Raw genomic sequence first — 25347 nt, 5'->3', positions numbered from 1 at the left:
GCACGTTACAACATTACATCGCTAAATTGCAGCTTGGTTAGCAATTTTTGCAACCTCATCTGCTTGCGACCATCGGCATTAAGCGGCATATCGGCGCACATGAATACTCCGCTCAACTCACATCCCGCGTCCGAAACCCAATCCGCACGACCTGCTGCTTTGATCAACTGGCTGATGGGCGTCGCTGCCTTGGTCTTTGCAATGGTGGTCGTCGGCGGGATCACGCGTCTGACCGAATCGGGACTATCGATCACCGAATGGAAACCCATAACCGGCGCGCTTCCTCCGCTCAGCGAGGCAGCCTGGATGTCGGAATTTGAGAAATATAAGCAGATTCCGGAATATACCCAGATTAATGGCCCCGCCGGCATGACCATAGCGGAATTCAAATTCATCTATTTCTGGGAATGGGTCCACCGTTTACTTGGGCGCGTCATTGGCCTGGCGTTTGCACTTCCGCTGGCATGGTTTTGGATAAAGCAAGCCATTCCCGCCGGGTATAAGCCGCGTTTGCTTGCGTTGCTGGCCTTGGGCGGGCTTCAGGGCACCATTGGCTGGTGGATGGTGTCATCGGGCCTTTCGGCGCGCACCGATGTCAGCCATTACCGCCTTGCCGTACATTTGCTCACCGCTTTTATCATTCTGGGTGGACTGGTTTGGACTGCGCTCGACCTAAAGGCATTGGTCAAAAAACCCGCTGCGAAGCCCGCGAGGCTCACTCTGTTTACGACGTCGGTTTTTGTGATCCTGTTTATCCAGATGCTGTTTGGGGCCTGGGTCGCAGGGTTGAACGCAGGCTATGTGTCCAACAGTTGGCCGTTGATGAACGACCGGCTGTTCCCCGATGGCGTAGATACTGCCAAAGGCGTTTTCTATGCGTTGGTGAACGACCCCTATCTCACGCATTTCGTCCATCGCTGGTGGGCGTGGGTCGCAGTGTTCGCCTTGATCCTGCTGGCGCGCCGCGTCAAAAAAGCGGGTGGACGTAGCGCCTCCATTGCCATCCACAGCACCTTTGGCGTTCAGATCATCTTAGGCATTGCTACCGTCATGACCGGCGTCAACATCGTTCTGGCGGTATCGCACCAGGCGGTCGGCGCTCTGCTGGTCGCATCCACCATATGGGGCGCGCATATATTGGGACGTGAAACGGCATAATTTCCAAACGGTATTATTATACCCGTCGTAAAACCCCCGCTTTTGCTTGACTATCGGGGGTTTCGTCGCCATTGGCTCCGCTTCGCATGTGGGTCAGTGATGATTCTGCATATCTACAAAATTTCGAAAGGTGTGATTAGCGATGAAAACGCTATCCAGAGTTACGAAATCGATCCGTCCGCAGGACGTCGAGAAATCGTGGATCCTCATTGACGCAGAAGGTTTGGTTGTTGGCCGTGTGGCCAGCCTCATCGCCAACATCCTGCGTGGTAAGACCAAGCCAAGCTACACCCCACATGTGGATTGCGGCGACCATGTTGTTGTCATCAATGCGGATAAGGTGAAGTTCACGGGCAAGAAATTGACCGACAAGGTCTATTATCGTCACACCGGTTACATCGGCGGTATCAAGGGCATCACTGCTGGCAAGGTGCTGGACAGCAAATTCCCGGAGCGCGTCCTTGAAAAGGCCGTTGAGCGCATGGTTCCAAGGGGTCCTTTGGGTCGCGCGCAAATGCGCGCGCTGCATTTGTACAATGGCACCGAGCATCCGCATGCCGGTCAACAGCCAACGACGCTCGACGTCGCTTCCATGAACCGCAAGAATAAGGTGGGTGCATAATGTCCGATACTGCAACTTCGCTGGCTGATCTCGAAACCTTGGGTGCCGACGTTCAGGCACCTGCACAGATCGCTGCTGTCATTCGTGAACAGGAAATCGACGCGCAAGGCCGCGCTTATGCCACTGGCCGCCGCAAGGACGCGGTCGCCCGCATATGGTTGAAGCCTGGCACTGGCAAGATTATCGTCAATGGCCGCGACCAGGAAATCTATTTCGCACGTCCTTCTCTGCGTCTCGTCATCAACCAACCATTTGGTGTTACCGAGCGTACTGGCCAATATGACGTTATCGCAACCGTCAAAGGCGGCGGTCTTTCCGGTCAAGCCGGTGCCGTAAAGCACGGCATCGCGCAAGCGCTGTCGAAATATGAGCCGTTGCTGCGTAGCGCCGTGAAGTCGGAAGGCTTCCTGACCCGCGACAGCCGCGTGGTCGAGCGTAAGAAATACGGCAAGGCCAAGGCGCGTAAGAGCTTCCAATTCTCGAAGCGTTAAACCGAAAAGTCGGTTTTTCCGAACAAAATCAAGGGGTTGCGAGAAATCGCAGCCCCTTTTTCTATGTAGCAGAATCGTAGCAGATTTGCAGAAATGTTGACGTTCTGGGTTCTCGGATATAGCAGTATCGTAGCAGTCAGGGCATTTCTGGGGTTGCTCGATGGCTTCTATTAATAACAGGATCTATCTTGAAGCTAAACACGAAAGGACTCAGGCATGAGCGACAATCTACAAGAAAAATATTTCGAACTTCTCGATCTCTGGAATGTCTGCAAGGCGGAAGGCGATAAGCTGCAAGCTGAGGTGACAAAGGCGTTCATGCGTGTAGCAAACGGCACTGGCTCAAATCCGACTGAAGGAGTTTTGATCATGCTCGAATCACTACGTGAGCGGCAACAGCGACTTTGGGACGAAATGCAGAAGATTCTCGAGGCGGTCGCTCGTCGTTAGAGGTTAGCTGGGTCTAGGTGATGGTGTGCTACTAGAACAAAGTTGGGCGTCCAGTTCTCGAAGCGCTAAACCGAAAATTCGGTTTTTCCGAACAAAATAAAGGGCTTGTGAGAAATCACGAGCCCTTTTTTGTTGTAGCAGAATCGTAGCAGGTTCGCAGAAACGTTGACGTTCTGGGTTCTCGGTTATAGCAGTATCGCAGCAGTCAGGGCATCTTTGGAGGAAAGAGAGTGGATTTTTTTCTCGCAATATTTTTCGGTATACCATTGCTCTCTATTGTTTTTACGATTCTCGTGGCAGATGCAAAAAAGGATATAGAAAGTAAATTGTGGAAGAAAGGTATAGCAATCGGCTTTGTAACGGTTTTGTTAATTTTATTGTTTAGCGATGATCAAGGGCGATCAAGCGAAGAAAAACTGTTGTTATTTGTGGGATTAACGTCTTTCTTGATAGCTTTATGGTACAATAGAGATAAGTGAAAAATTGGCATATTACGAGAACAAGGTTGAGCTTCTGGCTGGAGATTTGATTCTCTACCAACGCAATCTTGCTACTGCCGTTCCCAACGTGAAGTCTCATCGCAAGCCAGAGTGGTATATGAAGCTGCGTATTGGACCGAATAAGGTCATCAACCACAGCACCGGGCTGCCGCACTATGAAAAGGCCCAACCCGTATGATCAAATATATCCTTAGTGCGTTGCTTCTCGTTCTCATCTGTTCCGGCTTTTGGTTTTGGAACAAAACCGACCCGCAGAAACTGGATTTCGCAGACTGGATGGTGCCGGGTGCTGCGGAGTTTACAGATCCGCCGGTGAAGGGCATCGCATATGGTGTCGATGCACGGCAGAAGCTCGACATTTACGCGCCAACCAAAAAAGCCCAATCGCCACTTCCCGTGCTTATCTTCTTTCACGGCGGCTCATGGCGTGATGGCGAGCGGGAGGGCTATGGCTTTTTGGGGCGTGCCTTTGCATCGCGTGGCTTTGTCACGGTCATTGCCGATTATCGCAAATCGCCGAAGGTGCGGTTTCCTGCATTTGTCGAGGATACGGCAGCGGCTATTGCTTGGGTCAATGCCAATATTGCCACGCATGATGGCGATGCCGACCGCATCTTCGTTATGGGGCATAGCGCTGGTGCCCACATCGCCATGATGACGGCGCTTGACCCGCAATGGCTTGCTGCGCAAAATCTCACGCCTGATGTCATCAAGGGCGTCATTGGCCTTGCCGGGCCTTATGATTTTTTGCCGCTGACGAGCGATTCGTCGAAAATCGCGTTGGGCCAGTGGCCTGACCTGACCGAGACGCAGCCCATTACCTATGCGCGCGCGGATGCTCCACCGCTGCTTTTGCTCACAGGTGATAAGGACACCGTCGTGAAGCCCCGGAACAGCAAAATCCTATCCGAGAAGATACAAAAGCTCGGCGGGCAGCAGCAGTTAAGGATTTATCCTGATGTGGGCCACGCAGATATCATCATGGCCGTCGCGCGTCCGTTCCGTCAAAAGGCGCCCATTGTGAAGGATGTCGTGAACTTCATAAACGCGCATAGTCCAGGTTAAGGCGCGACCTTCGTTTTTTGGCCAAGGATCTTTTGGCGATAGGAAATGATTAACAAAGCCGCGTTGACCAACGCCGCGCCAAGCATGGCAAAAGCCGCACCAACTTCGCCATACATCGGCAGTAGCCAGACGAGAAGAATTGCAACCACGATGGCTCCGGCTAAGCTGCACAACATGACACGGCCTGCCTTTCCGGCGGTGAGCAGCGCAGGTTCCAACCCCAATGTCGCAAATTGTATGGCCGCTGCGGCACCCAAAATCATCACCAACGGATAAGCGGCAGCGAATTCCGACCCAAATATCCAGCTGATGAGCGGCTTTCCGGCCAAGCCGACAATAGCCAGCACAACCATTGCCGCTAAGCCGGAAACCTTCATCATCTTGCTGAGCAGGATGCCTGCATCCTTTGAACCGCCTATGTGCGCGACCCGTGCATATTCGGTAAATAAGGCCAGAGAAATGGCATCGCCAATACGCGCAAAAACCTGACCCAATTGATACCCCAGCCGGAAAAATCCTGCCGCGGTGGCGCCGACATAGAAGCCGACAATGACCGCAACCATTTGCTGGCTGGTCAGCTTAAAGCTCGAGCCGGCGTTCGACCATAAGGCGAATTTTAAGATGCCGGGGAAGCATTGCTGAAGACTCCGCAAACGAGGCAAATGGTTCAGCCGCAAAGGCAGTTTGAGCCGCCGCAATACATTTATCCAAATGAAGATAGTCGGAACAAATTCCGACAGTAGCCAGATCGCCAAAAACCCCCACACTGTTGGCTGCGTCAACACCAATAATCCGGTACCGACAAGGCGGATGATAGGAACAAGCATGTCTGGCACCGCCGCATCGCCGAAACGGTCGCTAATCCGCAATAGCCCCGTTGGGGTTGAACGCGACGAAAGCACGAGCAAGGTCGTAAAAATGATAACGGCGACCGCCTCCTTATCTTCCCAGCCCTGATTGGCGGCAAGCACCCACGCGCCAACCATAGCTACGAGTAGGGCCAGTGCGGCACCAATCAGATCAAGAATTATACAAAACCACGTCAATTCGGCCAATTTTTCATGCGCCCCGTCATGCACCAAATTTGTGCCGTACCGGATAAGGATTTGCCAGGTTTGGAAGGATGTAAAACCGGCGATTAGCTGGGCAAAGCTGAAGATCAGCATGAATTTGCCAAAATCTGCGGCACCCAATGTCTGCGTGGAAACGGCCAGGTAAATGAGGCTGAGAACAGCCGACACCGTTTTTGGCAAAAAAAGCCACGCGCCAGATCGCAATATGCGACGCCCACTCCCCTGTTTTTGCTCTGCCATTCAGCTAATGTCCCCAGACAAGCGGGCCTAGTCTACTTTATCCCGTAATCAAAGGACCGTGATTATGTGTTGGCAAAAAAATCGACGCGCGTTAAGCGGGGTGCACATCGACGCTAGGCAATGCTTATCATGTCCCCACACATCTGGTTGAGTATTTTATTACCTGTTTACAATGTCGAGGCCTATCTCGCCGAATGTGTCACATCCATCATGCAGCAGGTTGGGGATGATATAGGCGTCCAGATTGTCATTGTGGATGATGCCTCTAGTGATGGCTCATGGGCAGTTGCCGCTCGATTACGTGACCAATATCCGCAATGGGTCAAGCTGATAGGCCTCGACGTAAATCACGGCGTAAGTACCGCGCGCAACCGCCTGATTGCAGAGGCTGAGGGCGAATATATCTGGTTTGTCGACTCTGACGATTATCTCTTACCGGGCGCGATAAGCGGGCTACGCACGATATTGGAGAAACATAATCCGGATTTGATCCTTTGCGATTATCGCCGGAATCATTTTGTGAAGCGGAGGTCATTTTATGGACCAACCAGGCAAATTTCCTGCGACATTGGCCAATTGGTCACCGGTGTGTTTAAAAGCCGCAAAATGTATAGCCCGATGAAAATTAGCCGCCGTTCAATGTGGGATGATGGGCTGCGGTTTCCGGTCGGCAGGATTTTTGAGGATATCGCCACGACCCCTTGGTTACTATTGAGGGCGCGTAGTTATTATTATGTGCCATCGCCGTGGATATTTTACCGGCGACGCGCAGGCAGCATCATGAATAGTTTAAAGCAGGAAACGGCAACATTCAACGCGCAAAAAAATCGCGATTTGGCCGAAGCGCTTACCGGTTTTAAGGAGGCATTGCAGGGGAAGCTTGGCCAATTGCAACCGTCCAATGCTTATTATGTGTCGGATTTTTGCGCGAAAGAATTTGTCAAAATCGGACTGCGCTTTGCGCGCGCTGCGGATGTCGATCCATCATTAACGTTGCGACTTTATTTGGATCTTTTCGAAAAATGCTCTCCGTTCACATTTGATCGTCTGACCATTGAATATCTGAAACGGTTGCGTTTCGTCCGCTATGTCCTGTTAAAATATGCGATGCATGTCGCAAATGCATCGCAAAAATCGACCGAAGGCGATAATGGTCGGGCGCAATGACGCAGGCACAACCTCAACAATGCGACACGCCTGTCGCGGCGGATATTGTTTTTCTGTTCAACCATGATTCGGGTCATCAAGTCGCCCATCTGGCAGGGATTGCAGGGGTACTGGCGCTTCAGGAAACCGCGCGCAAGGTGGTCGTTGCTTTTGGTAGTGAAGCCACGCGGGCAGAAGTCGCGAAATTATTGTCGGCGGAACAAATTGCAGCAGTGCATTGGCGGTCGTTGGCGCTTCCGAAAATGCTAAAGCTGCTGACGCAAGGATTGAACAAGCTAGTGCCCATTCAGCGCCTTCTGCGCTTATATTATCACCGTGCAGAGTTGCGGAAATCTGCGGCGATTGTTTCGACCGAACGTACATGCCTAACGCTCAAACGACATTGGTCTCGATACCCGTCAAAGGACCGCATCCCCGCTTTTGTTTTTGTTCCGCATGGTTCGGGTGATCGAAATGTTACTGTTCACCCCGCGCTCAAGGATTTTGACCAGATGTTGGTGAGCGGCCAAAAAGTGCAAGACCAATTTGTCGAAGCCGGGCTGGCCGAGCCCGAGCAATGTCGAATCATCGGTTACGCCAAATTTGATATTTTGCGCGGGCGAACGCCGGAAACATTTTTTGCCAACGATAATCCGACTTTCCTCTATAACCCGCATTTCGACCCGCATATGTCGAGCTGGTTTGATTATGGCGCAGACATATTGGAATATTTTTACCAGAACGCGGACCGATTCAACCTGATCTTTGCGCCGCATGTCATGTTATTCTTCAAAAAAGTGCATATTTCGCCCGAATATCGCGTGACGCGCAAAAGGCCGGATATCGATCCGAAATATTATGGTGCGCCCAATATCCGGATTGATGTCGATAGCGCGCGCTTGTTTGACATGAGCTACACACTGTCAGCCGACGTCTATATTGGCGATGTATCAAGCCAGGTTTATGAGTTCCTGCATCGCCCACGCGCCTGTTTCTTTATCGACACGCACAGCAAAGCGGCACCAGATGACCCGGCAGAATATGATTTTTGGAATAATGGTCCGGTTGCCACGTCTGCGCAGGAATTGATACCTATGCTCGCCGGATATGCGGCGGTAGCAGCGCAATATCGCGCCGCTCAAGAACAGAGAATGGCCTATACCGCCGATCAAAGCGACCCGCGACCCGCGTCGGAACGGGGCGCTGAAGCCATTCGCCATTTTGTCGAAGGCTTAAACACCATCACTCCGGCGTAGGACGGAACCTATGGCCTTTTGGGATCGCCGTCTGCAAGGCGAAAATCCAATATGCCCCATTTCGCCTTTAATGCCGCTTTGGCAAATTTTTTCGACGGGTTTACCGCATAGGCTTGATCCGCGAAGTTCAGCGTCGGGCTGTCGCTGATATCGTCGGAGTAAAAGACGATGTGCGCGTCCTTGCGGTCAATAGCTTTCTGCGAAAGCCAATCTTCGATCCGGCGTAATTTTTCGCCAGCGTAGCAATTTTCGCCCATGATCTCGTGCGTGAGCGCGCCGTCAGCTGTCAGGATATGGCGTGTTGCAATGACGGCGTGAAAACCCGCAAGGTCGCCAATCATTTGGGCGTAAAATCCCGGAGCGGCCGTTGCCAAAACAAGCAAGGCGCCGTCCTCACGATCGGCGCACAGGCGCGCGATGGCCCCGGGTTGAAGGCCATTTTTGACTACATCGTCCGCAAAGGAGGCGGTAATGTCCGACAAGCTCGCAGGGCAGATTTCTCGCCCCATGAACATGCTTATGCCAAATTGCTTCAATGGCTTGCGGCCATATAGACCAATGCGGTACCCTATTAAGGCCATGATCCATATGGGTAGACCGACGAGCCGGAAGGGCACTGTCCGCCGTGCGTAATATAGCAGAAAACGGGTGAAGGTCGGACGGCGCGTAATGGTTTTGTCGAGATCATATATTGCAATATTCATATTTGATGGCCAAGCCCCGCCGCAAGGTGCTGTCAGACAGACTGACGAAACCTTCTGATTTTTTCGCGTTTAGGAGAAGCAACTTGCAAGCGCAATGGACCTGCATCGTCCTTGCCGGACAGCGGCCCGGCCCTGATATGCTTGCCCAGCATTTCGCCCTTGAACGCAAGGCCTTAGTTCCGGTGTGCGGCGAGCCGATGATTTGCCATGTTGTCCGCACGCTGCATTTGTCACCGCACATCGGCAAAATCGTTATATTGTCGCAAGACATAGAGCATCTGCGCCCGGCCGTTGACGCGGCTGGCGGCGCCATTTTGGTGGAAAGCCAGAACAGTATTTCACGGAGCATTAAAGCGCAGGCCGAGACTCTGGGGTTTTCTGCGCCATTATTGGTGACCACGGCGGACCATCCCTTATTGACTGTGGAGATGATCGACGAATTTGTGCGCAATGCGGATGGGGATATTGCGGTGGCGATGGTTGAACGCCAAAATATGTTAAAGCAGTTTCCGGATGCGCAGCGAACCTGGCTTCGCTTTTCGGACGGAGCTTGGTCCGGGGCCAATCTGTTTGCGCTGATGACCCAGAAGTCATCGTTCGCGCTCGATTTATGGGCCGATGCCGAGCAGGACCGCAAAAAGGCGTGGCGGCTGTTCTTGCATTTTGGCCTGCGTTTGGCGACGCGTGCGCTGACTCGCACCATTGGCTTGCATCAGGCGATGGAGAGAGCTGGGAAGCGGCTTGGTTTAGACGCAAAGCTGGTTCCCATGTCCGACCCCGTTGCCGCCATCGATGTCGATAAGCTGAGCGATCATATGCTTGCAGAAAAAATTCTGACAGAACGCGAAGCGTGGCGCGGCGATACCGATGCGGCCTGATTAACGGCCCATTTTCTTTTGCCGACGACGCTGCACCGACGAACCAATACCCATGGCCTCACGATATTTGGCGACCGTGCGGCGGGCAATGTTAAAGCCCTTTGCCGTCAGCAGTTCGACCAACGTATCGTCCGATAGGATTTTACCTCCTTCGGCCTCAATCAGCGATTTGATATGGCTTTTGACCGCTTCGGCAGATGCGCCTTCGCCATCTGCCGACTGAACACCTGACGAAAAGAAATATTTGAGGTCAAACAGCCCGCGTCCGCAGTGCAGATATTTGTTACTCGTCACCCGGCTGACGGTAGATTCATGCATTTCAATAGCATCGGCGACCTGGCGCAGCGTCAAGGGCCGCAAATGCGCAACACCGCGCCGGAAAAACCCTTCTTGCTGCTTCACGATTTCGGTCGCGACTTTGACGATCGTGCGCTGCCGTTGGTCCATGGCCTTGATCAGCCAATTGGCATCCGCGATGCAATCGCTGAGCCACGCCTTGGTAGCTTTGTCCTGGCCAAGCTCGGCCACATAGCTTCGGTTGATCAACAAGCGCGGTAAGTTGGCGCTGTTCAATTCAATCGACCAACCATCACCACGTGGTGTCACATAGATGTCCGGCGTCACCGCCATGGCGTCTTCGCTGTCAAAACGGCACCCCGGCTTTGGATCATAGCCGCGCAGTTCCATCAACATATCGCTCAAATCTTCGTCATCGACTCGGCACATGCGCTTCAATTGGTCAAACGCGCCCTTGGCCACCAGATCGAGATTGTCGATCAGCCTTGCCATGCATGGGTCATATCGGTCCGCATCCTTCGCCTGAAGCGCAAGGCACTCGGCAAGATTGCGTGCGCCAACCCCCGTCGGGTCAAAGCGTTGAAGCTCGGTCAGCGCGGCTTCTACTTGCGGAAGGGGCACCCCAAGCCTTTGCGCCATTGCCAGCAAATCCTCACCCACATAACCTGTGGGTTCAATGTGCTCGATAATCTGCTGCACCAGAAAAAGCGGACGACCCGAAAGGCTTGCACCCGCCTGCGCCATTAAATGCTCGCGCAAATTAACGTCGCGTGCGGCAAAGCTGTCGAAATCAGGGCCGTCGCCGTCAAAACTACCACTGGACATCGCGCTACCCGACAGGCCAAGCATCCCGTCCGCACCCCCCACGCTGTCGGATGGCGCATCATGATGGAAGGTCTCTGCACCGAAATCGACATCAAGCGCGTCGGAGGCGGCGTGGCTGTCATTGCCTAATATCTCGTCACTGCCGCGTTCGTTGCTCTCGGCAATTGTGGGTTGCGTCAATTCGTTAAGCGGCGTGTCGGAACTGGAATCGCCGCCGCCTGCATCAAGCACCGGGTTGCGTTCGATCTCTTCGGCAATGAAGGCTTCGATTTCGAGCGACGATAGCGCCAACAGCTTGATCGCTTGCTGCAGCTGCGGCGTCATGACCAGCGACTGGCTTTGGCGAAGGTCGAGGCGCGGAGCTAATGCCATGAAGTTAGTTTTCCGCCATCTCCCCTACATCACATCGCAAAGCTTTCGCCCAGATACAGGCGACGGACATTAGGATCAGCGACCAGCGCCTCTGGTGATCCTGCAAACAGGACCTGCCCGCCGTAAATGATGCAGGCACGGTCCACGATATCCAATGTTTCACGGACATTATGGTCAGTGATGAGCACGCCAATTCCTCGTGTCTTGAGTTCCTTCACAAGATCGCGAATGTCAGAGATCGAAATCGGGTCAATGCCGGCAAAAGGTTCGTCAAGCAGCATGATCGAGGGGTTCGCGGCCAGTGCGCGGGCGATCTCGCACCGCCGACGCTCTCCGCCGGACAAGGCCATCGCAGGCGCGCTACGCAAACGGGTAAGGCCAAATTCGTCCAGCAGTTTTTCCAGCCGCTCACCGCGAGATTCTGCGTCGGGTTCCGACATTTCGAGAACCGCGCTGATATTCTGTTCAACCGTCATCCCGCGAAAAATGGAGGTTTCCTGCGGCAGATAGCCAAGCCCCAAAATGGCGCGGCGATACATTGGCAGCTTGGTAATATCCGCGCCGTCGAGCGTAATGCGACCGCTATCGGGTTTAACAAGTCCCATGATCGAGTAAAAACAGGTCGTCTTGCCCGCGCCATTGGGTCCAAGCAGGCCAACCACTTCGCCCTTTGCCACGGACAGCGAAACATCCGTCAGAACGGCGCGCTTGTCATAGCTTTTGGCGATGGACACAACACCCAGCCCCGATTGCATACCCGCATCGGTAGTTGCATCAGCAGCAGGTCGGGTGGCCTTCATGCTTTCCATATTCAATAGTCGCCTGCCATGATGCTTTTAAATTCTGGACGATAGCTAGTGAATAGCGAAGCATTTTGCAATTGGCATGGTTTATGATGCGTCGTTTTGGATGCCGCGTCAGTTAACACTTAATTTTTGCGTTTTGGTACGCTGAAGGTTCCAGTGACTCGGCCCCCAGAATTTGCTGCGCCGGGCGCCCCGCCGCCGTTGATTGTCGAGCGGCCTGAGTTCAGGTCAATGACCAATCGGCCGCCGGTGAGACGGTTGCTACCTTGGACGAGGGTCACGTTTCCGATCAGCGTGATCAGGCTCGAATCGAGATCGTAAATGGCGGAATTGCTAGTGGCGCGCAGGTCTTCCTTGGTGATGGTCACGCCGCCAGTTGCATCGAGACGGTTTACGTCCACGCCGCCCGCACTCGTGTAAGCCGCGGTAAGACGATTTGCCTTCAGCGTAAGCCCTGCTTGCATCACGGTCACGCCACCCGATAAAACAACGCGGTCCGCGCGGTCTTGCAACTCCGAATTCGCCGCTGAAACATTGATAGGGGCGTTGCTATCATGATTACGAATGCTTTGCGCCGTCGACGCCGTGGACAGCATACTCATGCCAGCAATCGCTGCACACAAGCCAAAGGAGAGAGAACGGATAGTCATTGCGCGCTCACTTAATCGCATTCTGGTCGATACGCAAACGAACGCCGCCATCCAGACGTACAATACGCGTGTCGAGGTCAGCGCGCAGGCGCCCCGCGTGGAAGGTGCCAACTTTCGTCCGACCGCTAACAGGACCAAAGCTTTGCATCGAACGATCTTTCAACGATAGCTCCACATTGCTGGCGACCATGTCATAGCCGGTCGATTCAACAGCTAAGGGGCCGTTCACACGCATCGTTTCTTTGTTAAGGTCATACACACCACGCTGCGCGACGATGGACGCTGGCCCGTCATCCAACATTATCCGGCCCGACAAGGATGTCATGTCCAAGACAGGATCAGCGGATGTTTTCTGCACAGCGCTGCCTGCGCGCAAGGAAAAAGGCCGACCTTTACTGTCATCGCCTCGGTATAATGCCTCGACAACGCGCAACCGCTCGCGCGATAGGCTTACTTCGTCCTTGTTCAACACGAAGCTCAATTCCTGCTTGCCGGTAAAGGGGCTGAATGCCAGTAAAGCCACCAACAGGCCAATGATGATAGGCAAAACAACGCGCAGCGCGCGGATCAGGCGATCATGCCGTCCGCCCGGCATTGCCCAAAGCTGTCTTTGTGTGCGTTCAAGATCGGCTTGTGCTGACATGATAGATGCCTAACTAGATCGAAACTTAACTGTGCCCGAATATGTCGATTTCTAGCCAACCTGCAAGATCGAGGTCTGCACGGTGCGGCAGAAAGTCAAAACATGCCTGCGCCAAGGCGGTGCGGCCTTCACGTTCAAGGCGGATAACAAATTCGGCATGCAGGCGGTGGAGATAGCGCACGTCGCTTGCGGCATAATCCTTTTGCGCTTCGGACAACATGGGGCCGCCCCAATCGCTGGATTGCTGCTGCTTCGAAATATCGGTTGCCAGCATTTCCTTCACCAATTCTTTCAAACCATGGCGATCCGTATATGTCCGGGTCAGGCGTGAGGCGATTTTCGTGCAGAATAATGGTGTCGCGACAACATTCAAATAATGCGAAATCGCGGCCAGATCGAATCGGGCATAATGAAACAGCTTGAGGCGCGCAGGATCGGCAAGAACGGCGCGCAAATTGGGCGCTGTATAGTCGCTGTCCCGGCCAAAGCGAACCAGATGTTCGTCCCCGCGACCATCGGAAATCTGCAACAGGCAGAGCCGGTCACGTGCGGTAATCAACCCCATGGTTTCGGTGTCAACGGCGACAGGACCTTCGGCCAATAGGCCAGCGGGAAGGTCTTCTTCATGCAAATAAACGCTCATGCTTGCCCCTTGCCCGACCGTGCTGCCCAAGGCAAATGAAAGTATGGCTATCGCATGGCGAATTTCTGTCACAATATTTGCTATCGCGTCACATTTTATTACGATATAGATGTTTGTCGCGTAATCACCAACGGTTGCGCTTGTGACGTGCAGTACAGTCGCCCTCGACTGCATAACATAGTGGTTTGGGGCGATGAGAAGGCAAGCAAGAAGTTATGGGTTTTGATCGCAAGCGTGCTGGCAAGGGCCGGGACAAGAGAGACGGTTTCGGTGATGAAAGCTACGATGGCTATCGCGCGCCATCCCCCTATCAAAGTGACTTTGGTGGCGGTCGTTCAGGCGGCGGTGGATATGGCGGCGGCGGTAATAGCGGCGGCAGTAACAGCGGCGGCGGAGGTGGCTTTGGTGCTCCGCGCCGTGGTCCCGGCGCCCCCCCAATGCCGGCTCAAGTCATCGGCTCTGGTAAAGGAATCGTCAAATTTTTCAATGGCCAAAAAGGTTTTGGCTTCATTCAGGTAGATGGTCGTCCCGACGACGTCTTCGTTCACATCAGCGCTGTCGAGCAAGCTGGCCTGGCTGGCCTTGCCGAGGGCCAACCGCTCGAGTTTCAACTTGTGGAACGTGGTGGCAAGGTGTCGGCAACCGATCTCGTGATCGACGGTGAGCCAATGGCCGTCAGTGAACGCGCACCGCGTCCTGACCGTCCAGCTTTTGATCGTGACCGTGCACCGCGCGGCGATGATCGTGGCGGCTTCCGTGGTGGCGATCGCGATTCGGCTCCACGCGGTCCGCAGCGCGAATCGACTGGCGAACGGGCCAATGGCACCGTGAAATTCTTCAACGACATGAAGGGTTTTGGTTTTGTACAGCGTGATGATGGCGGCGAAGATGTGTTTGTGCACATTTCGGCGCTTGAGCGTTCGGGCATGGGCCAAGTGACTCAAGGCGACCGTTTGTCCTTCGACATCGAAATCGACCGTCGCGGCAAATATTCGGCAACAAACCTGAGCACGCTTTCCGAATAAGCGCGATTCTGACGTTCAAAAAGGCGGGTGCAGCAATAGGCTTCGCCCGCCTTTTTTGTATCCTGACCTTACGCCTTGCCGATGGTCGCGGCTAAGAACCAAGCGCGTTGCTCGGCTTGGTCGGTCCAATCGTCCAGCAAACCGTCGGTCGCATTGTCACCCGCCTCGTCGGCCAGGTTCTTGGCGTCCTTTAACGCTGTGATCAGCGTCTCATTATCTGCGTGTAGCTCTTTCAGCATCTGGGCGGCATCGGTTGTCGTCGAATCATGATCCGTGATCCGCTGCTTTGCCGCGATAGAACCGATTGAGGTCAGCGTATCCTGACCCAATTTGCGCACGCGTTCGGCCACAAGGTCAGTCGTCGCGATCAGCTCTGTTGCTTGTTCGTCAAACAGCAGATGATATTCCCGGAAATGCGGACCCGTGACATGCCAGTGGAAATTCTTGGTTTTCAAATATAACGCGTAATAATCGGCCAATAGGCCATTTAACGCGTCGGCCAACGCCTTTTTGCTATTATCACCAGCTGCCATTGCAGTTCTCCTTTATTGGGGGGGAGGCTTGATATGGGAACGAAGGGACCGATTTCCAACCTAGGTCCTGACCCTAAGGGGCGCGTGGGGCGTGCCCTATGCCGCAATGTTGCAACTATCGCGCGCAATCATCACGTTTTGGCGCAAATTTGGTCGGTCTGCGACTCCAGTGCCCGCTTATTGGCTTGACTTTAGCCCCGCGAATCCGCATTGGCGCCCATCTGTGAACAGCGCGGCTTTTTTACTGCGCAGTTTTTTACGAAATTTTTTGAACAAAAGGAATGGGCCATGGCGAAGCCAGCCACGATCAAGATCAAGCTGCTCAGCACCGCTGACACTGGCTTTTTCTACGTGACCAAGAAAAATCCGCGCAACATCACCGAAAAGATGACGTTCCGCAAATATGACCCCGTCGTGCGCAAGCATGTCGAGTTCAAGGAAGCCAAAATCAAGTAAGCCAACGCGGTTGCTTGAATAGTAGGGTATCGATCAGGGCGCTTCGGGCGCCCTTTTTGATTTGTCTGGTAGTCTAAACAAGAAAAGCCGCCCATTGGGCGGCTTTTCTGAACACGCTACAGTTTCACCGGCTTGTTATCGCCCCGGCTTGTTATCGCCATTGTGAAACTGGCTGCCTTGCGGCAGTCTCCAAGCCCGATGCCAAGGCAGAGCGGGTACTTTTATGTATTACGGTACTAAAGGTGAATTGTCAATGAATCAAACCCTAGGCCACAAAGTATCCCCTTTTTCAAAGCGGCGATTTGCAGGGCATTGGCCTTGCCCACACGCCACTGACGTGCGCCCCCATGTCTCTGCTTTGCTTCCTTGAAGCTATCCAGCCGCTGCATAGCAACAACGCTGTACATGTCGCATTTTGCCCACATGATCGGGTTGTCGAAAGGCGCTGGAAGAGGATTGTCCAATTGGATTAGGCAGTGATAAGCTTCGGCGTGCTTGGGGGCAGTGGTACTTATATGGCACAACACCGATTAAATTACCGCGCCGTCTAAGACGTGGTGAGACCACGACGACGGATCGCGTCTTGATCATTTCGGGTTCAATAAAACCGCGATAGTCACACAGGACGATTTCGCCGATACTGGGATAATATGATAACGCCATAATAAATGTTAAGCTGTTGGGTGCAATATAGCGAGCAAATTCAATAACTACCCAATTATCCTCCGCACCGCTTCCAAAAACTTCATCACCGATACAGGTTTCGACAAATATCCGCGCGCACCTGCGGCCATGATGCGTTCTTCGTCGCCTTTGCCTGCATAAGCGGTGACGGCTAGCACGGGGATAGCCGACAGCGCGGCTTCTTTTTGCATGGCTTCGATCAAGTCGATGCCGCTGACATGCGGCAATTGAATGTCCATGATGACAAGGTCAGGTGCAAAGCTTAGCGCGCGTTCCAGCGCCAGTCGTCCATCGCGGACGCCTTCAACCGTAAACTGATGCGCGCGCAAAAGGTCGGTGAATAGCTTGAGGTTGAGTGCATTATCCTCAACGATCATCACCTTTTTACTCATACCGGCCTTTTCCCGCTTTGCGTTCGCACAGGGCATGGCTTAAGCGAAAGCCATGCATGAAACAAACGACAAGTTAGACGCATCGGCTATGGCGTTCCAGGCATTGGCTTGGGCGTTGATGGAAGAATCACGGGCGGAGCGATTATTGTCGCTCACTGGTCTCACGCCAGAGGGCTTGCGCAGCAGCGTTATGGAACGCAGCACGCAGGCCGCTATCCTTTCGTTTTTGGAGGCTTATGAGCCTGACCTGATTGCCTGTGCGGCGGTCATCGGGGTGTCACCCGCTTCATTGGTGCAAGCGCGCCAGGCGTTAGAAGCATGAGTATCATCGGTTCCCGGCCACTTTTGATTTCAGATTGCGACGAAGTGTTGCTTCATATGATTGTGCCCTTTCGCGATTGGCTCGATGAGGCGCACCACATCCATTTCGACCTTGTCCATGGCGATTGGGGAGAGGCGCTGCGCCACAAACATGACGGCACGGTCGTTGAACGCGGGCGGGTTTGGGATTTGCTCAATGGCTTTTTCGATACCGAAATGCACCGGCAACAGGCGATACATGGCGCGGTAGACAGCCTCAACCGCCTGCGTGAACATGCCGATGTTGTTATCCTGACCAACCTGCTCGACCACCGGGCGGGGCCGCGCACAGAGCAACTGCGGGCCGTTGGTATTGATGCGCCAGTCTATTGCAATCAAGGCGGCAAGGGCGAGGCGCTTGGACGGATTCTCGAAGAATATCGCCCGAGTGTAGCGGTTTTCGTCGACGATCTGGGGCATCAGCATGAATCGGTCGGCGAACAACATCCCGATGTGTGGCGTCTGCATTTTGTGGGTGAACCAATGTTATGGGATAGCGTAAAGCCGTCGAAGTCTGCGCATGCACGTTTGGAGCGCTGGGCGGATGCGGAAGTTTGGATTAGGGATAAGCTGGTGGCGAACGTACCAGCGCCCGCGTTGGAAAAGGTAGTATGATGATAGAAGCAAAATTGGCCGAACTGGGCATTACTCTTCCGGCACCTGCTGCGCCGGTCGCATCCTATGTGCCCGCTGTCGAAGCGAATGGCATGCTGTTCATTTCGGGGCAGTTGCCCTTTGTCGATAGCAAGGTTGTCACCGGCAAAGTCGGCGACACCCGCAGTCTTGAAGACGGAAAGGCTGCGGCCAAAGCGTGCGCAGTCATGCTCATCGCGCAGATGAAGGCAGCGTTGGGCGGAGACCTTGACCGCGTCGAACGGATCGTAAAGCTTGGCGTATTCGTCGCCTCGACCGCTGATTTCACGGATCAACCCGAAGCCGCCAACGGCGCATCCGACCTGATGGAAGCAGTGTTCGGCGACGCAGGCAAGCATGCACGCGCTGCGGTGTCGGTCCCAGTCTTGCCGCGCAATGCAACGGTGGAGATTGACTGCGTTGTGAAAATTCGAAGTTAAGCACTGATGTGGAAAAATAACCGTAGTCCTGAGCCGTCAGCGCAAAAGCGCTGACGAAAGTCGAAGGACGCTTCTCGTCATAGCGCCGTATTGGGCGGATAAGCGCCCTTCGACGGACGCGGTCGCTGCACGACCGCTGCTCAGGGCTACGGTAATGATGAGGCCGAAGCGATGACGGGCGATTGGTTGTTTTATTGTTACATACTCAAATGCGCTGACGGAACCTATTATGTCGGCCATACCGATAACATGGAGAGGCGATTTGCGGAGCATCAGTTGGGGGTATTTCCCGGCTACACTTATAAACGGCGACCCGTAGAGTTGATATGGAGCGACATGTTCCAGACCCGCGATGATGCAAAGGCTGCGGAAAAGCAGATTAAAGGCTGGAGCAGGGCGAAGAAAGAGGCGTTAATACGGGGTGATTGGGATCGTGTATCGGAGTTAGCAAGATGTCGCAGTCGAAACCCTTAACCGCTCTTCAACGGACGTGGCGGCTATGCGGCAGCCGCTCACGGCTATATCAATGACTAAAGTCACCGCCGAACTTCTAACCAAGGTCAGCGACATTCCCGCGGACCAATGGGATGCGCTGAACCCTCGGGGCAATCCGTTTGTGGGCCACGCGTTCCTGTCGGCGCTGGAACAATCGGGGAGCGTTGGTCCGGGCACAGGTTGGTCGCCTGCGCCCGTCATCATGCGCGATGCGGATGATATTCCGGCGGCAGCGCTTCCGGCCTATCTCAAAACACATAGCCAAGGCGAATATGTGTTCGACCATCATTGGGCCGACGCATTTCATCGGGCGGGCGGGCAATATTATCCCAAGTTGCAGATTGCCGCGCCATTCTCGCCCGTGCCGGGACCACGATTGTTATTGCGCGATCCAGCGATGGCGCTGCCCATATTGCGGGCCGCCGAAGCGGTGGTTGACCAAAATGGCCTGTCCTCCGCGCACGCGACCTTTGTGGAGGAGGCCGAGCTGGCGCAATTTCGCGCGGCGGGATGGCTGACGCGGGTCGGCACCCAATTTCATTGGCAGAACCGCGATTATGCGGATTTTGAAGACTTTCTGGGCGCGCTGTCTTCACGCAAGCGCAAGGCAATCCGCAAGGAACGTGCAGGCGCGCAAGACGCGGTGAGCATACAACAAATTTCGGGCGCGGACATTACGCCGGAACATTGGGATGCGTTCTGGATATTCTATCAGGATACTGGCGCGCGCAAATGGGGGACGCCATATTTGACGCGCGCGTTTTTCGACATCATCGGGACAAGCATGCGCGACAGCATCGTGTTGTTTGTGGCTTTTGACGACGACCGCCCGATTGCAGGCGCGCTGAATTTCATCGGACCCGATTGCCTCTATGGCCGCTATTGGGGTTGCACCCGCGATGTGCCATTTTTGCATTTTGAACTATGTTATTATCAGGCGATTGATTATGCCATAGCGCATCGCCTCGCCCGCGTTGAGGCCGGCGCACAAGGCGAACATAAATTGGCGCGCGGTTATGAAGCGGTGCCGACCTATTCGGCGCATTATATCGCCAATGCAGGGTTCCGGGCCGCAGTTGCCGATTTTCTGGAACGCGAAACAGCGGCCATGGAACGCGAGATTGAATTTTTGAGCGAAATGGTGCCATTTAAGAAGGGCTGAGGCCAGTCAAACGGCTCTTGCAATCCGCCATTTAATCGCGCAATTAATTGCGGAGAGAGGAATCGCCCCATGAGCACACCAAGCCCTGAAGAGCTGAGCCGTTTCGAAAAGCAATGTGATGCGTGGTTTGCCGAAAACACGGAGCGCGACCCCGGTTTCATGCTGCCTTTGACCTTTATGGAAGTGTCGACGGATCAGCAGTTTGATTTCCTACGCAATTGGCAGCGCAAGGTGTATGAGGCGGGCTATTTCGGCATGTCTTGGCCCACAGAATATGGCGGCTATGGCATGCATCCCGAATATCAGCGGATCGCCACACGGATCATGAAAAGCCATGACGCGCCGATCATGATCAACGCGATTGCCAATGGCTGGACGGGTCCCTTGTTACTCGACATTGGCCGTGAGGAGGACAAAAGCCGCTTCATCAAGCCCATGCTGTCCGCAGAAGAAATCTGGTGTCAGGGCTTTTCCGAGCCGGAGCATGGTTCGGACCTCGGCAGCGCGCAGACGAAGGCGGTCAGGGATGGCGACGAATATGTCATCAATGGTTCCAAAATCTGGACATCCTTGGGTGATCGCGCAGATTATATGATCTTGCTCGCGCGGACATCGAATGACGGACCAAGCAAATATGCCGGGCTTTCCTTCTTCCTTGCACCTATGAAAATTCCTGGTGTTGAAACGCGGCGGTTGAAGAAACTCACTGGCGAATATGGCTTCACCCAATGCTTTTTCACCGATGCACGCATTCCGGCATCGGGCCTTGTCGGCGAAGAAGGACAAGGCTGGATGGTCGCGATGAAGACGCTGGAATATGAACGTGGTGCAAAGGTTAATCCGGTTGGCGGCTATTTCGTCAAAGAAATGGACGTGATGGGCGTCGTCGATATGGCACGTTCGGCCAAGCGCGGTGGCAAGCCAGTGCTGGATGATCCCGTCATGCGCGACAGGCTGGTCGATTATATGATCGAGATTCAGGCGCTGAACCTGAACAACCAACGCCGCCGCATGGCGCCGCTCACCAGTGATCGCCCGATGGGGCTTGCGTTGATGAACAAGCTGGCGCGGACCGAATTGGTGCGGGAATTGACTGAGTTCTCGTTGCAGTTTCAGGGCACACGCGCTGGCTATTATGTTGGCGATGAAAACGCGGTCGATGACGGCTATTGGCACCGGTCCTATTTGAACAGCTTTTCCGCCACGATTGGCGGCGGCACGAGCCAGATTCAGAAGAATATCATCGGCGAACATGTGCTTGGCCTGCCCAAGGGACGGTGACTGTGACTATGGACCGAAACCCTGAGCAGCAGTTGCGAAGCCACTGCGTCCGTCGAAGGGTGTCTGTCGTTCGAACGCCGCACATGCGGTGAAGCGCCCTTCGACCCTTCGTCAGCGCTATGCGCTGACGGATCAGGGTTACGGTTGTTGTTAAGGAGTGATTATGTCTGAAGTTCTTACCCAAGCCCAAGATGGCGTCCTGATCATCACGATCAACCGGCCCGAGGCGAAGAACGCGGTCAACCAGGCGGTCGCGCAAGGTATCGCTGCGGCCATGGAGCAGTTGGATAATGACAAAAGCCTCAACGCGGGCATTATCAATGGCGCGGGCGGGACTTTCTGCTCTGGCATGGACCTGAAGGCGTTTCTGCGCGGTGAGCTGCCCAGCATCAAGGGCAAGGGTTTTGCGGGCTTTATCGAATCTCCACCGGCCAAGCCGCTCATTGGCGCAGTGGAGGGCTATGCCCTTGCAGGCGGCATGGAAATCGCGATTGCTTGCGACTTGCTAGTGGCCAATGACAAGGCGCAGTTCGGCATTCCCGAGGTCAAGCGCAGCCTTGTCGCGGCCGCAGGAGGTTTGCTGACGCTGCCGTCGATTATCGGTAAACGTATGGCGATGGAACTTGCGCTGACGGGTGATTTTATCTCGGCGCAGCGGGCGTATGAGGTCGGCTTTGTGAACCGCGTGACCGACGGCACCGCCATTGACGCCGCGCTTGAGCTTGCTTTTAAGGTAGCCGCGAATGGACCGTTGGCACTGATCGCGACAAAGCGTGTCATCAATGAGCGACCTGACTGGAACTCCACGGAGATGTGGAAGAAACAGAACGAGATTTGCGCGCCTGTTTTTACGTCGAAAGATTCACGCGAAGGCGCGTTGGCCTTTGCCGAGAAACGTAAACCAAATTGGCAGGGGGAATAACATGGGCCATCCTGTCGTCCACGCTTTAGCTAACCCCGACAAGCCAGCCGTCATCATGGCGGGGTCGGGCGAGACCATTACATACAAGCAATTGGATGAACGTTCCAACCAGTGCGCCCATTTGTTTCGGTCGCTTGGGCTTCAGCATGGCGATACGGTGGCATTTTGCCTCGAAAACCGTGCCGAATTTTTCGATCTTGTCTGGGGCGCGCAACGGGCGGGGCTGATCTATGTCGCCATTAGTTGTCGGCTTACGGCCCCCGAAATCGATTATATCCTGAAGGACAGCGGGTCGAAGGCGCTTTTTGCCTCGCCTTATTTGGGCGCGGTGCTGGAACAGATTGAAAGCCCGGTGACGCGTTTCATCCTGGGCGGCGCACATGCCGGCTGGGAAAATTACGCCGATGCGGTAGCCAAGATGCCCATCACGCCCGTGGCCGATGAGCGCGCTGGCACCGACATGTTGTACAGTTCGGGCACGACGGGGCAACCGAAGGGTATTAGATTTCCGCTGCCCGAAAACGCCGATATTGCGGCCCCCAATGTGTTGGCGGGCCTTGCCATGATGGCGTTCAAATTTTCGGGCGACAGCATCTATTTGTCGCCAGCGCCGCTTTACCACGCTGCGCCGTTGCGCTGGTGTACGGCGGTGCATCGCCTTGGCGGCACAGTGGTGGTGATGGAGAAATTCGACCCCGAAGCGGCGCTCGCGGCCATCGAGACATACAAGATAACCGCCAGCCAATGGGTGCCAACGCATTTTGCGCGTATGCTGAAGCTACCCGCAGAACTGCGCGCCAAATATGATGTTTCCAGCTTGGAAACAGCGGTCCATGCCGCCGCGCCATGCCCCATCCCCATTAAGGAGGCGATGATTGACTGGTGGGGTCCGGTATTGCGCGAATATTATGCCGGGACCGAGGGGCAGGGAATAACCTTCATCTCCAGCGAGGAGTGGCTGACACACAAGGGCTCGGTTGGACGGCCATTGAACGCGGTCATGCATATATGCGACGAAGACGGGGATGATGTGCCCGTGGGCCAGGAAGGAACCGTGTTCTTCGAAAGCGCGGCGTCGTTCAGCTACCATAATGATCCTGATAAAACCAAGGGCGCGACCAATAAACATGGCTGGACCACGCTTGGTGATGTCGGCAGGTTGGATGAGGAAGGTTATTTATACCTCACCGACCGCAAAAGCTTCATGATCATTTCGGGCGGGGTGAACATCTATCCGCAAGAGATCGAAAACCATTTGGTCACGCATCCCCGCGTGCGCGACGTCGCCGTCATCGGTGGCCCGCATGACGAAATGGGGGAAGAGGTGATTGCTGTGGTGCAGCCGCTCGATATGGCCGACGCGGGAGATGATTTGCGCGACGAACTCACCGCCTACGCACGTGAAAAATTGTCGGGTATCAAGATCCCGCGCCGCATTGATTTTCGCGAAGAGCTTCCCCGCCATGATACCGGAAAATTATACAAACGCCTGCTGCGCGATGAATATTGGGCGAAGCAGGACAAAGCGTCAGATTAAGGCTATAACGCCAAAGACTCATCAGGAGATAGACAATGACCACCCAATATAAAAATCTGATCAACGGCGAACTGGTGGATAATGGCCAGTGGATTGATGTTGTAAACCCAGCGACGGAGCAGGTTATTGGCCAAGTGCCCGATTGCGGACAGGCCGATCTCGACAAGGCCGTTGCCGCTGCGCGCGCTGCGTTTCAGACTTGGAAGAAAACGAGCGTAGAAGAGCGCCGCGCCTTGTTCGCCAAAATGGCCGACGTGATCAAGACGAACAGCGACGAGCTGATGCGTCTGCTCACCGCCGAACAGGGCAAGCCGCATATGCAGGCGGGCAGTGAAATCGCTGGCTGCGTTGGCATGACGCGCGCTTTGCCAATGCTGAATTTGGAAGAGAAAATTACCGAAGACAGCGACAAGCGCCTCAGTCGCACCCGCCGCGTTCCGGTTGGCGTGGTTGGCGGCATCGTGCCGTGGAATTTCCCGGTGTTGATGGCGATTCAAAAGATTGTGCCTGCGTTATTGTCGGGCTGCACGATGGTGCTAAAACCATCGCCTTTCACGCCGCTGGCGACTTTGCGTTTGGCGGAACTGGTGGCGGGCATATTCCCGCCGGGCGTGCTCAACATCATCACGGGCGGTGATGCGCTTGGACCATTGCTGACGTCGCACCCGGACATTGACAAGATCACCTTCACCGGCTCGACCGCCACGGGCAAACGCGTCATGGAATCGGCATCGAAGGATCTGAAGCGCATCACGCTTGAATTGGGCGGTAATGACGCCGCAATCGTTCTGCCTGATGCCGATGTGGGCAAGGTAGCGGAAAAGCTGTTTTGGGCGAGCTTCTACAATGCGGGCCAAGTCTGCATCGCAGCCAAGCGTATCTACATTCATGAAGATATCTATGACGAGTTATCGGGCGCGATTGCGGCCTATGCCAAGGCAGTCAAGGTTGGCGATGGCGCCGAACAGGGCACCGCCATTGGCCCCATTCAGAACAAGCCACAATATAAGCGCGTTTTGGAGCTTATTCAGGACGCGAAGGACAAGGGCTATAAATTCCTCGCCGGCGGCGATCATGACCCATCTATCCCTGGCTATTTTGTGCCTGTCACCGTGCTTGATAACCCGCCCGAAGATGCGCGGATTGTGGCCGAGGAACAATTCGGCCCCGTGATGCCGTTGATGAAATTTTCAACGATTAATGAAGTCATCAGCCGCGCCAACGCCTCGGATTATGGACTTGCCGGTTCCATCTGGACCAGTAACCCGGAGGCTGCGGTCGAAGTTGCCGAACAATTGGAGACAGGAACTGTCTGGATTAACGAATCCATGCATCTCGCCCCCAACGCGCCCTTCGCCGGGCATAAGCAGTCAGGCTTTGGTGCGGAATTGGGTGAGGAAGGCTTGCTTGAGTTCACCTATCCACAAGTGATCACGATAGCGCGCGAGGCGGCTTAAACCCAAATCCTCTCCATCGACTTGCGATGGGGAGGGGGACCACCCGAAGGGTGGTGGAGGGGCCGTTAACGCCAAAGTCCCCTCCGTCAAACTTCGGCTTTGCGTAAGTGCGCCACCTCCCCATCGCAAGTCGATGGGGAGAATAATCCGA

The 25347-nt window shown here is 54.6% G+C and carries 29 protein-coding genes; 20 read left to right on the top strand and 9 right to left on the bottom strand.

Annotated features, from left to right (window positions below; all coding sequences use genetic code 11):
- Positions 1 to 99: 99 nt before the first annotated feature.
- The 6 genes from HEQ18_RS08635 to HEQ18_RS08610 all read left to right on the top strand — a co-directional run bounded on the left by HEQ18_RS08635 (position 100) and on the right by HEQ18_RS08610 (position 4286).
- Complete coding sequence (locus HEQ18_RS08635) at positions 100 to 1158, top strand: COX15/CtaA family protein (RefSeq protein ID WP_432814388.1); 1059 nt, start codon at positions 100 to 102, stop codon at positions 1156 to 1158.
- A 142-nt stretch (positions 1159 to 1300) separates the two neighbouring features.
- Positions 1301 to 1780, top strand: a complete 480-nt coding sequence (rplM, locus tag HEQ18_RS08630) for a 50S ribosomal protein L13 (RefSeq protein ID WP_183938967.1) — start codon at positions 1301 to 1303, stop codon at positions 1778 to 1780.
- Positions 1780 to 2271 carry a 30S ribosomal protein S9 gene (gene rpsI, locus HEQ18_RS08625; protein ID WP_397606411.1) on the top strand — a complete coding sequence of 164 codons (492 nt, stop codon included), beginning with the start codon at positions 1780 to 1782 and terminating at the stop codon, positions 2269 to 2271. The genes rplM and rpsI overlap by 1 nt, the downstream gene beginning before the upstream one ends.
- 216 nt (positions 2272 to 2487) lie before the next feature.
- Complete coding sequence (locus HEQ18_RS08620; protein ID WP_432814387.1) at positions 2488 to 2721, top strand: hypothetical protein; 234 nt, start codon at positions 2488 to 2490, stop codon at positions 2719 to 2721.
- Positions 2722 to 2951: 230 nt separating this feature from the next.
- The gene (locus HEQ18_RS08615; RefSeq protein ID WP_432814386.1) at positions 2952 to 3200 is read left to right on the top strand and encodes a hypothetical protein; all 249 of its coding nucleotides are present in this window, start codon (positions 2952 to 2954) and stop codon (positions 3198 to 3200) included.
- Positions 3201 to 3395: 195 nt separating this feature from the next.
- On the top strand, positions 3396 to 4286 hold the full coding sequence (locus HEQ18_RS08610) for an alpha/beta hydrolase (RefSeq protein ID WP_432814385.1): 891 nt from the start codon (positions 3396 to 3398) through the stop codon (positions 4284 to 4286).
- Here the strand turns inward: HEQ18_RS08610 and HEQ18_RS08605 are convergent.
- Positions 4283 to 5599: a lipopolysaccharide biosynthesis protein gene (locus HEQ18_RS08605; RefSeq protein ID WP_432814384.1), complete on the bottom strand. Its 1317-nt coding sequence runs from the start codon at positions 5597 to 5599 to the stop codon at positions 4283 to 4285. The two genes, HEQ18_RS08610 and HEQ18_RS08605, sit on opposite strands and share 4 nt — an antisense overlap.
- Positions 5600 to 5728: 129 nt before the next feature.
- Between HEQ18_RS08605 and HEQ18_RS08600 the strand changes: the two genes are divergently transcribed.
- Together HEQ18_RS08600 and HEQ18_RS08595 are read left to right on the top strand one after the other, a co-directional pair.
- On the top strand, positions 5729 to 6766 hold the full coding sequence (locus HEQ18_RS08600) for a glycosyltransferase family 2 protein (RefSeq protein ID WP_432814383.1): 1038 nt from the start codon (positions 5729 to 5731) through the stop codon (positions 6764 to 6766).
- Positions 6763 to 8001 carry a hypothetical protein gene (locus HEQ18_RS08595; protein ID WP_432814382.1) on the top strand — a complete coding sequence of 413 codons (1239 nt, stop codon included), beginning with the start codon at positions 6763 to 6765 and terminating at the stop codon, positions 7999 to 8001. The genes HEQ18_RS08600 and HEQ18_RS08595 overlap by 4 nt, the downstream gene beginning before the upstream one ends.
- 8 nt (positions 8002 to 8009) lie before the next feature.
- Here HEQ18_RS08595 and HEQ18_RS08590 read toward each other — a convergent pair whose 3' ends face one another.
- Positions 8010 to 8705: an HAD-IB family phosphatase gene (locus tag HEQ18_RS08590; RefSeq protein WP_432814381.1), complete on the bottom strand. Its 696-nt coding sequence runs from the start codon at positions 8703 to 8705 to the stop codon at positions 8010 to 8012.
- Between the two features lie 83 nt (positions 8706 to 8788).
- Here HEQ18_RS08590 and HEQ18_RS08585 point away from each other — a divergent pair, with 83 nt between their 5' ends.
- Positions 8789 to 9583, top strand: coding sequence for a nucleotidyltransferase family protein (locus HEQ18_RS08585; protein WP_432814380.1), 795 nt, complete (start codon positions 8789 to 8791; stop codon positions 9581 to 9583).
- Here HEQ18_RS08585 and rpoN read toward each other — a convergent pair whose 3' ends face one another.
- The 5 genes from rpoN to HEQ18_RS08560 form a co-directional block, all read right to left on the bottom strand.
- The gene (rpoN, locus tag HEQ18_RS08580) at positions 9584 to 11077 is read right to left on the bottom strand and encodes an RNA polymerase factor sigma-54 (protein ID WP_432814379.1); all 1494 of its coding nucleotides are present in this window, start codon (positions 11075 to 11077) and stop codon (positions 9584 to 9586) included.
- Positions 11078 to 11106: 29 nt separating this feature from the next.
- Positions 11107 to 11877 (bottom strand): LPS export ABC transporter ATP-binding protein, encoded by a 771-nt coding sequence (gene lptB / locus HEQ18_RS08575; RefSeq protein WP_296200111.1) that lies wholly within the window; start codon positions 11875 to 11877, stop codon positions 11107 to 11109.
- A 128-nt stretch (positions 11878 to 12005) separates the two neighbouring features.
- The gene (locus tag HEQ18_RS08570; protein ID WP_432814378.1) at positions 12006 to 12533 is read right to left on the bottom strand and encodes an LptA/OstA family protein; all 528 of its coding nucleotides are present in this window, start codon (positions 12531 to 12533) and stop codon (positions 12006 to 12008) included.
- A 7-nt stretch (positions 12534 to 12540) separates the two neighbouring features.
- A complete protein-coding gene (gene lptC / locus HEQ18_RS08565) occupies positions 12541 to 13176 on the bottom strand; it encodes an LPS export ABC transporter periplasmic protein LptC (protein WP_432814377.1) in 636 nt (211 codons plus the stop codon).
- A gap of 25 nt (positions 13177 to 13201) precedes the next feature.
- Positions 13202 to 13819: a ribonuclease D gene (locus HEQ18_RS08560; protein ID WP_432814376.1), complete on the bottom strand. Its 618-nt coding sequence runs from the start codon at positions 13817 to 13819 to the stop codon at positions 13202 to 13204.
- Between the two features lie 215 nt (positions 13820 to 14034).
- Here HEQ18_RS08560 and HEQ18_RS08555 point away from each other — a divergent pair, with 215 nt between their 5' ends.
- Positions 14035 to 14844, top strand: coding sequence for a cold-shock protein (locus tag HEQ18_RS08555; protein WP_432814375.1), 810 nt, complete (start codon positions 14035 to 14037; stop codon positions 14842 to 14844).
- A gap of 68 nt (positions 14845 to 14912) precedes the next feature.
- Here the strand turns inward: HEQ18_RS08555 and HEQ18_RS08550 are convergent, their stop codons facing one another.
- Positions 14913 to 15377: a Dps family protein gene (locus HEQ18_RS08550; protein WP_432814374.1), complete on the bottom strand. Its 465-nt coding sequence runs from the start codon at positions 15375 to 15377 to the stop codon at positions 14913 to 14915.
- Positions 15378 to 15665: 288 nt separating this feature from the next.
- Here HEQ18_RS08550 and rpmG point away from each other — a divergent pair, with 288 nt between their 5' ends.
- The gene (gene rpmG / locus HEQ18_RS08545; protein ID WP_125229418.1) at positions 15666 to 15833 is read left to right on the top strand and encodes a 50S ribosomal protein L33; all 168 of its coding nucleotides are present in this window, start codon (positions 15666 to 15668) and stop codon (positions 15831 to 15833) included.
- A 710-nt stretch (positions 15834 to 16543) separates the two neighbouring features.
- On the opposite strand, the gene HEQ18_RS08540 is transcribed toward rpmG, so the two are convergent.
- A complete protein-coding gene (locus HEQ18_RS08540) occupies positions 16544 to 16909 on the bottom strand; it encodes a response regulator (RefSeq protein ID WP_432814373.1) in 366 nt (121 codons plus the stop codon).
- Between the two features lie 52 nt (positions 16910 to 16961).
- Between HEQ18_RS08540 and HEQ18_RS08535 the strand changes: the two genes are divergently transcribed.
- The 9 genes from HEQ18_RS08535 (at position 16962) to HEQ18_RS08495 (ending at position 25196) form a co-directional block, all read left to right on the top strand.
- The gene (locus HEQ18_RS08535) at positions 16962 to 17231 is read left to right on the top strand and encodes a DUF3572 family protein (RefSeq protein ID WP_432814372.1); all 270 of its coding nucleotides are present in this window, start codon (positions 16962 to 16964) and stop codon (positions 17229 to 17231) included.
- Positions 17228 to 17884 (top strand): HAD family hydrolase, encoded by a 657-nt coding sequence (locus HEQ18_RS08530; RefSeq protein WP_432814371.1) that lies wholly within the window; start codon positions 17228 to 17230, stop codon positions 17882 to 17884. Before HEQ18_RS08535 ends, HEQ18_RS08530 begins: the two co-directional genes overlap by 4 nt.
- Positions 17881 to 18342: a RidA family protein gene (locus HEQ18_RS08525; RefSeq protein WP_432814370.1), complete on the top strand. Its 462-nt coding sequence runs from the start codon at positions 17881 to 17883 to the stop codon at positions 18340 to 18342. Before HEQ18_RS08530 ends, HEQ18_RS08525 begins: the two co-directional genes overlap by 4 nt.
- A gap of 171 nt (positions 18343 to 18513) precedes the next feature.
- Complete coding sequence (locus HEQ18_RS08520; protein WP_432814369.1) at positions 18514 to 18816, top strand: GIY-YIG nuclease family protein; 303 nt, start codon at positions 18514 to 18516, stop codon at positions 18814 to 18816.
- 52 nt (positions 18817 to 18868) lie between these two features.
- Positions 18869 to 19999, top strand: a complete 1131-nt coding sequence (locus tag HEQ18_RS08515; protein ID WP_432814368.1) for a GNAT family N-acetyltransferase — start codon at positions 18869 to 18871, stop codon at positions 19997 to 19999.
- A gap of 69 nt (positions 20000 to 20068) precedes the next feature.
- Positions 20069 to 21280 (top strand): acyl-CoA dehydrogenase family protein, encoded by a 1212-nt coding sequence (locus HEQ18_RS08510; protein WP_397606165.1) that lies wholly within the window; start codon positions 20069 to 20071, stop codon positions 21278 to 21280.
- 163 nt (positions 21281 to 21443) lie between these two features.
- On the top strand, positions 21444 to 22202 hold the full coding sequence (locus HEQ18_RS08505) for a crotonase/enoyl-CoA hydratase family protein (RefSeq protein ID WP_432814367.1): 759 nt from the start codon (positions 21444 to 21446) through the stop codon (positions 22200 to 22202).
- A gap of 1 nt (position 22203) precedes the next feature.
- Positions 22204 to 23739, top strand: coding sequence for an acyl-CoA synthetase (locus HEQ18_RS08500; RefSeq protein ID WP_397606163.1), 1536 nt, complete (start codon positions 22204 to 22206; stop codon positions 23737 to 23739).
- A gap of 35 nt (positions 23740 to 23774) precedes the next feature.
- Positions 23775 to 25196 carry an aldehyde dehydrogenase family protein gene (locus HEQ18_RS08495; protein WP_432814366.1) on the top strand — a complete coding sequence of 474 codons (1422 nt, stop codon included), beginning with the start codon at positions 23775 to 23777 and terminating at the stop codon, positions 25194 to 25196.
- Positions 25197 to 25347 lie beyond the last annotated feature (151 nt).

Origin of the sequence: Sphingorhabdus sp. (assembly GCF_050921905.1) — a bacterium.
Lineage (GTDB): Bacteria > Pseudomonadota > Alphaproteobacteria > Sphingomonadales > Sphingomonadaceae > Sphingorhabdus_B.
Note: the sequence above shows the minus strand (reverse complement) of the source record. Positions and strands in the feature narration are given on the sequence as shown.

Coding starts and splice junctions, on each gene's coding strand:
- HEQ18_RS08635 (WP_432814388.1), top strand. CDS start 100: ATGAATACTCCGCTCAACTCACATCCCGCGTCCGAAACCCAATCCGCA.
- rplM (WP_183938967.1), top strand. CDS start 1,301: ATGAAAACGCTATCCAGAGTTACGAAATCGATCCGTCCGCAGGACGTC.
- rpsI (WP_397606411.1), top strand. CDS start 1,780: ATGTCCGATACTGCAACTTCGCTGGCTGATCTCGAAACCTTGGGTGCC.
- HEQ18_RS08620 (WP_432814387.1), top strand. CDS start 2,488: ATGAGCGACAATCTACAAGAAAAATATTTCGAACTTCTCGATCTCTGG.
- HEQ18_RS08610 (WP_432814385.1), top strand. CDS start 3,396: ATGATCAAATATATCCTTAGTGCGTTGCTTCTCGTTCTCATCTGTTCC.
- HEQ18_RS08605 (WP_432814384.1), bottom strand. CDS start 5,599: ATGGCAGAGCAAAAACAGGGGAGTGGGCGTCGCATATTGCGATCTGGC.
- HEQ18_RS08600 (WP_432814383.1), top strand. CDS start 5,729: ATGTCCCCACACATCTGGTTGAGTATTTTATTACCTGTTTACAATGTC.
- HEQ18_RS08595 (WP_432814382.1), top strand. CDS start 6,763: ATGACGCAGGCACAACCTCAACAATGCGACACGCCTGTCGCGGCGGAT.
- HEQ18_RS08590 (WP_432814381.1), bottom strand. CDS start 8,705: ATGAATATTGCAATATATGATCTCGACAAAACCATTACGCGCCGTCCG.
- rpoN (WP_432814379.1), bottom strand. CDS start 11,077: ATGGCATTAGCTCCGCGCCTCGACCTTCGCCAAAGCCAGTCGCTGGTC.
- lptB (WP_296200111.1), bottom strand. CDS start 11,877: ATGAAGGCCACCCGACCTGCTGCTGATGCAACTACCGATGCGGGTATG.
- HEQ18_RS08570 (WP_432814378.1), bottom strand. CDS start 12,533: ATGACTATCCGTTCTCTCTCCTTTGGCTTGTGTGCAGCGATTGCTGGC.
- lptC (WP_432814377.1), bottom strand. CDS start 13,176: ATGTCAGCACAAGCCGATCTTGAACGCACACAAAGACAGCTTTGGGCA.
- HEQ18_RS08560 (WP_432814376.1), bottom strand. CDS start 13,819: ATGAGCGTTTATTTGCATGAAGAAGACCTTCCCGCTGGCCTATTGGCC.
- HEQ18_RS08555 (WP_432814375.1), top strand. CDS start 14,035: ATGGGTTTTGATCGCAAGCGTGCTGGCAAGGGCCGGGACAAGAGAGAC.
- HEQ18_RS08550 (WP_432814374.1), bottom strand. CDS start 15,377: ATGGCAGCTGGTGATAATAGCAAAAAGGCGTTGGCCGACGCGTTAAAT.
- rpmG (WP_125229418.1), top strand. CDS start 15,666: ATGGCGAAGCCAGCCACGATCAAGATCAAGCTGCTCAGCACCGCTGAC.
- HEQ18_RS08540 (WP_432814373.1), bottom strand. CDS start 16,909: ATGAGTAAAAAGGTGATGATCGTTGAGGATAATGCACTCAACCTCAAG.
- HEQ18_RS08535 (WP_432814372.1), top strand. CDS start 16,962: ATGCATGAAACAAACGACAAGTTAGACGCATCGGCTATGGCGTTCCAG.
- HEQ18_RS08530 (WP_432814371.1), top strand. CDS start 17,228: ATGAGTATCATCGGTTCCCGGCCACTTTTGATTTCAGATTGCGACGAA.
- HEQ18_RS08525 (WP_432814370.1), top strand. CDS start 17,881: ATGATGATAGAAGCAAAATTGGCCGAACTGGGCATTACTCTTCCGGCA.
- HEQ18_RS08520 (WP_432814369.1), top strand. CDS start 18,514: ATGACGGGCGATTGGTTGTTTTATTGTTACATACTCAAATGCGCTGAC.
- HEQ18_RS08515 (WP_432814368.1), top strand. CDS start 18,869: ATGACTAAAGTCACCGCCGAACTTCTAACCAAGGTCAGCGACATTCCC.
- HEQ18_RS08510 (WP_397606165.1), top strand. CDS start 20,069: ATGAGCACACCAAGCCCTGAAGAGCTGAGCCGTTTCGAAAAGCAATGT.
- HEQ18_RS08505 (WP_432814367.1), top strand. CDS start 21,444: ATGTCTGAAGTTCTTACCCAAGCCCAAGATGGCGTCCTGATCATCACG.
- HEQ18_RS08500 (WP_397606163.1), top strand. CDS start 22,204: ATGGGCCATCCTGTCGTCCACGCTTTAGCTAACCCCGACAAGCCAGCC.
- HEQ18_RS08495 (WP_432814366.1), top strand. CDS start 23,775: ATGACCACCCAATATAAAAATCTGATCAACGGCGAACTGGTGGATAAT.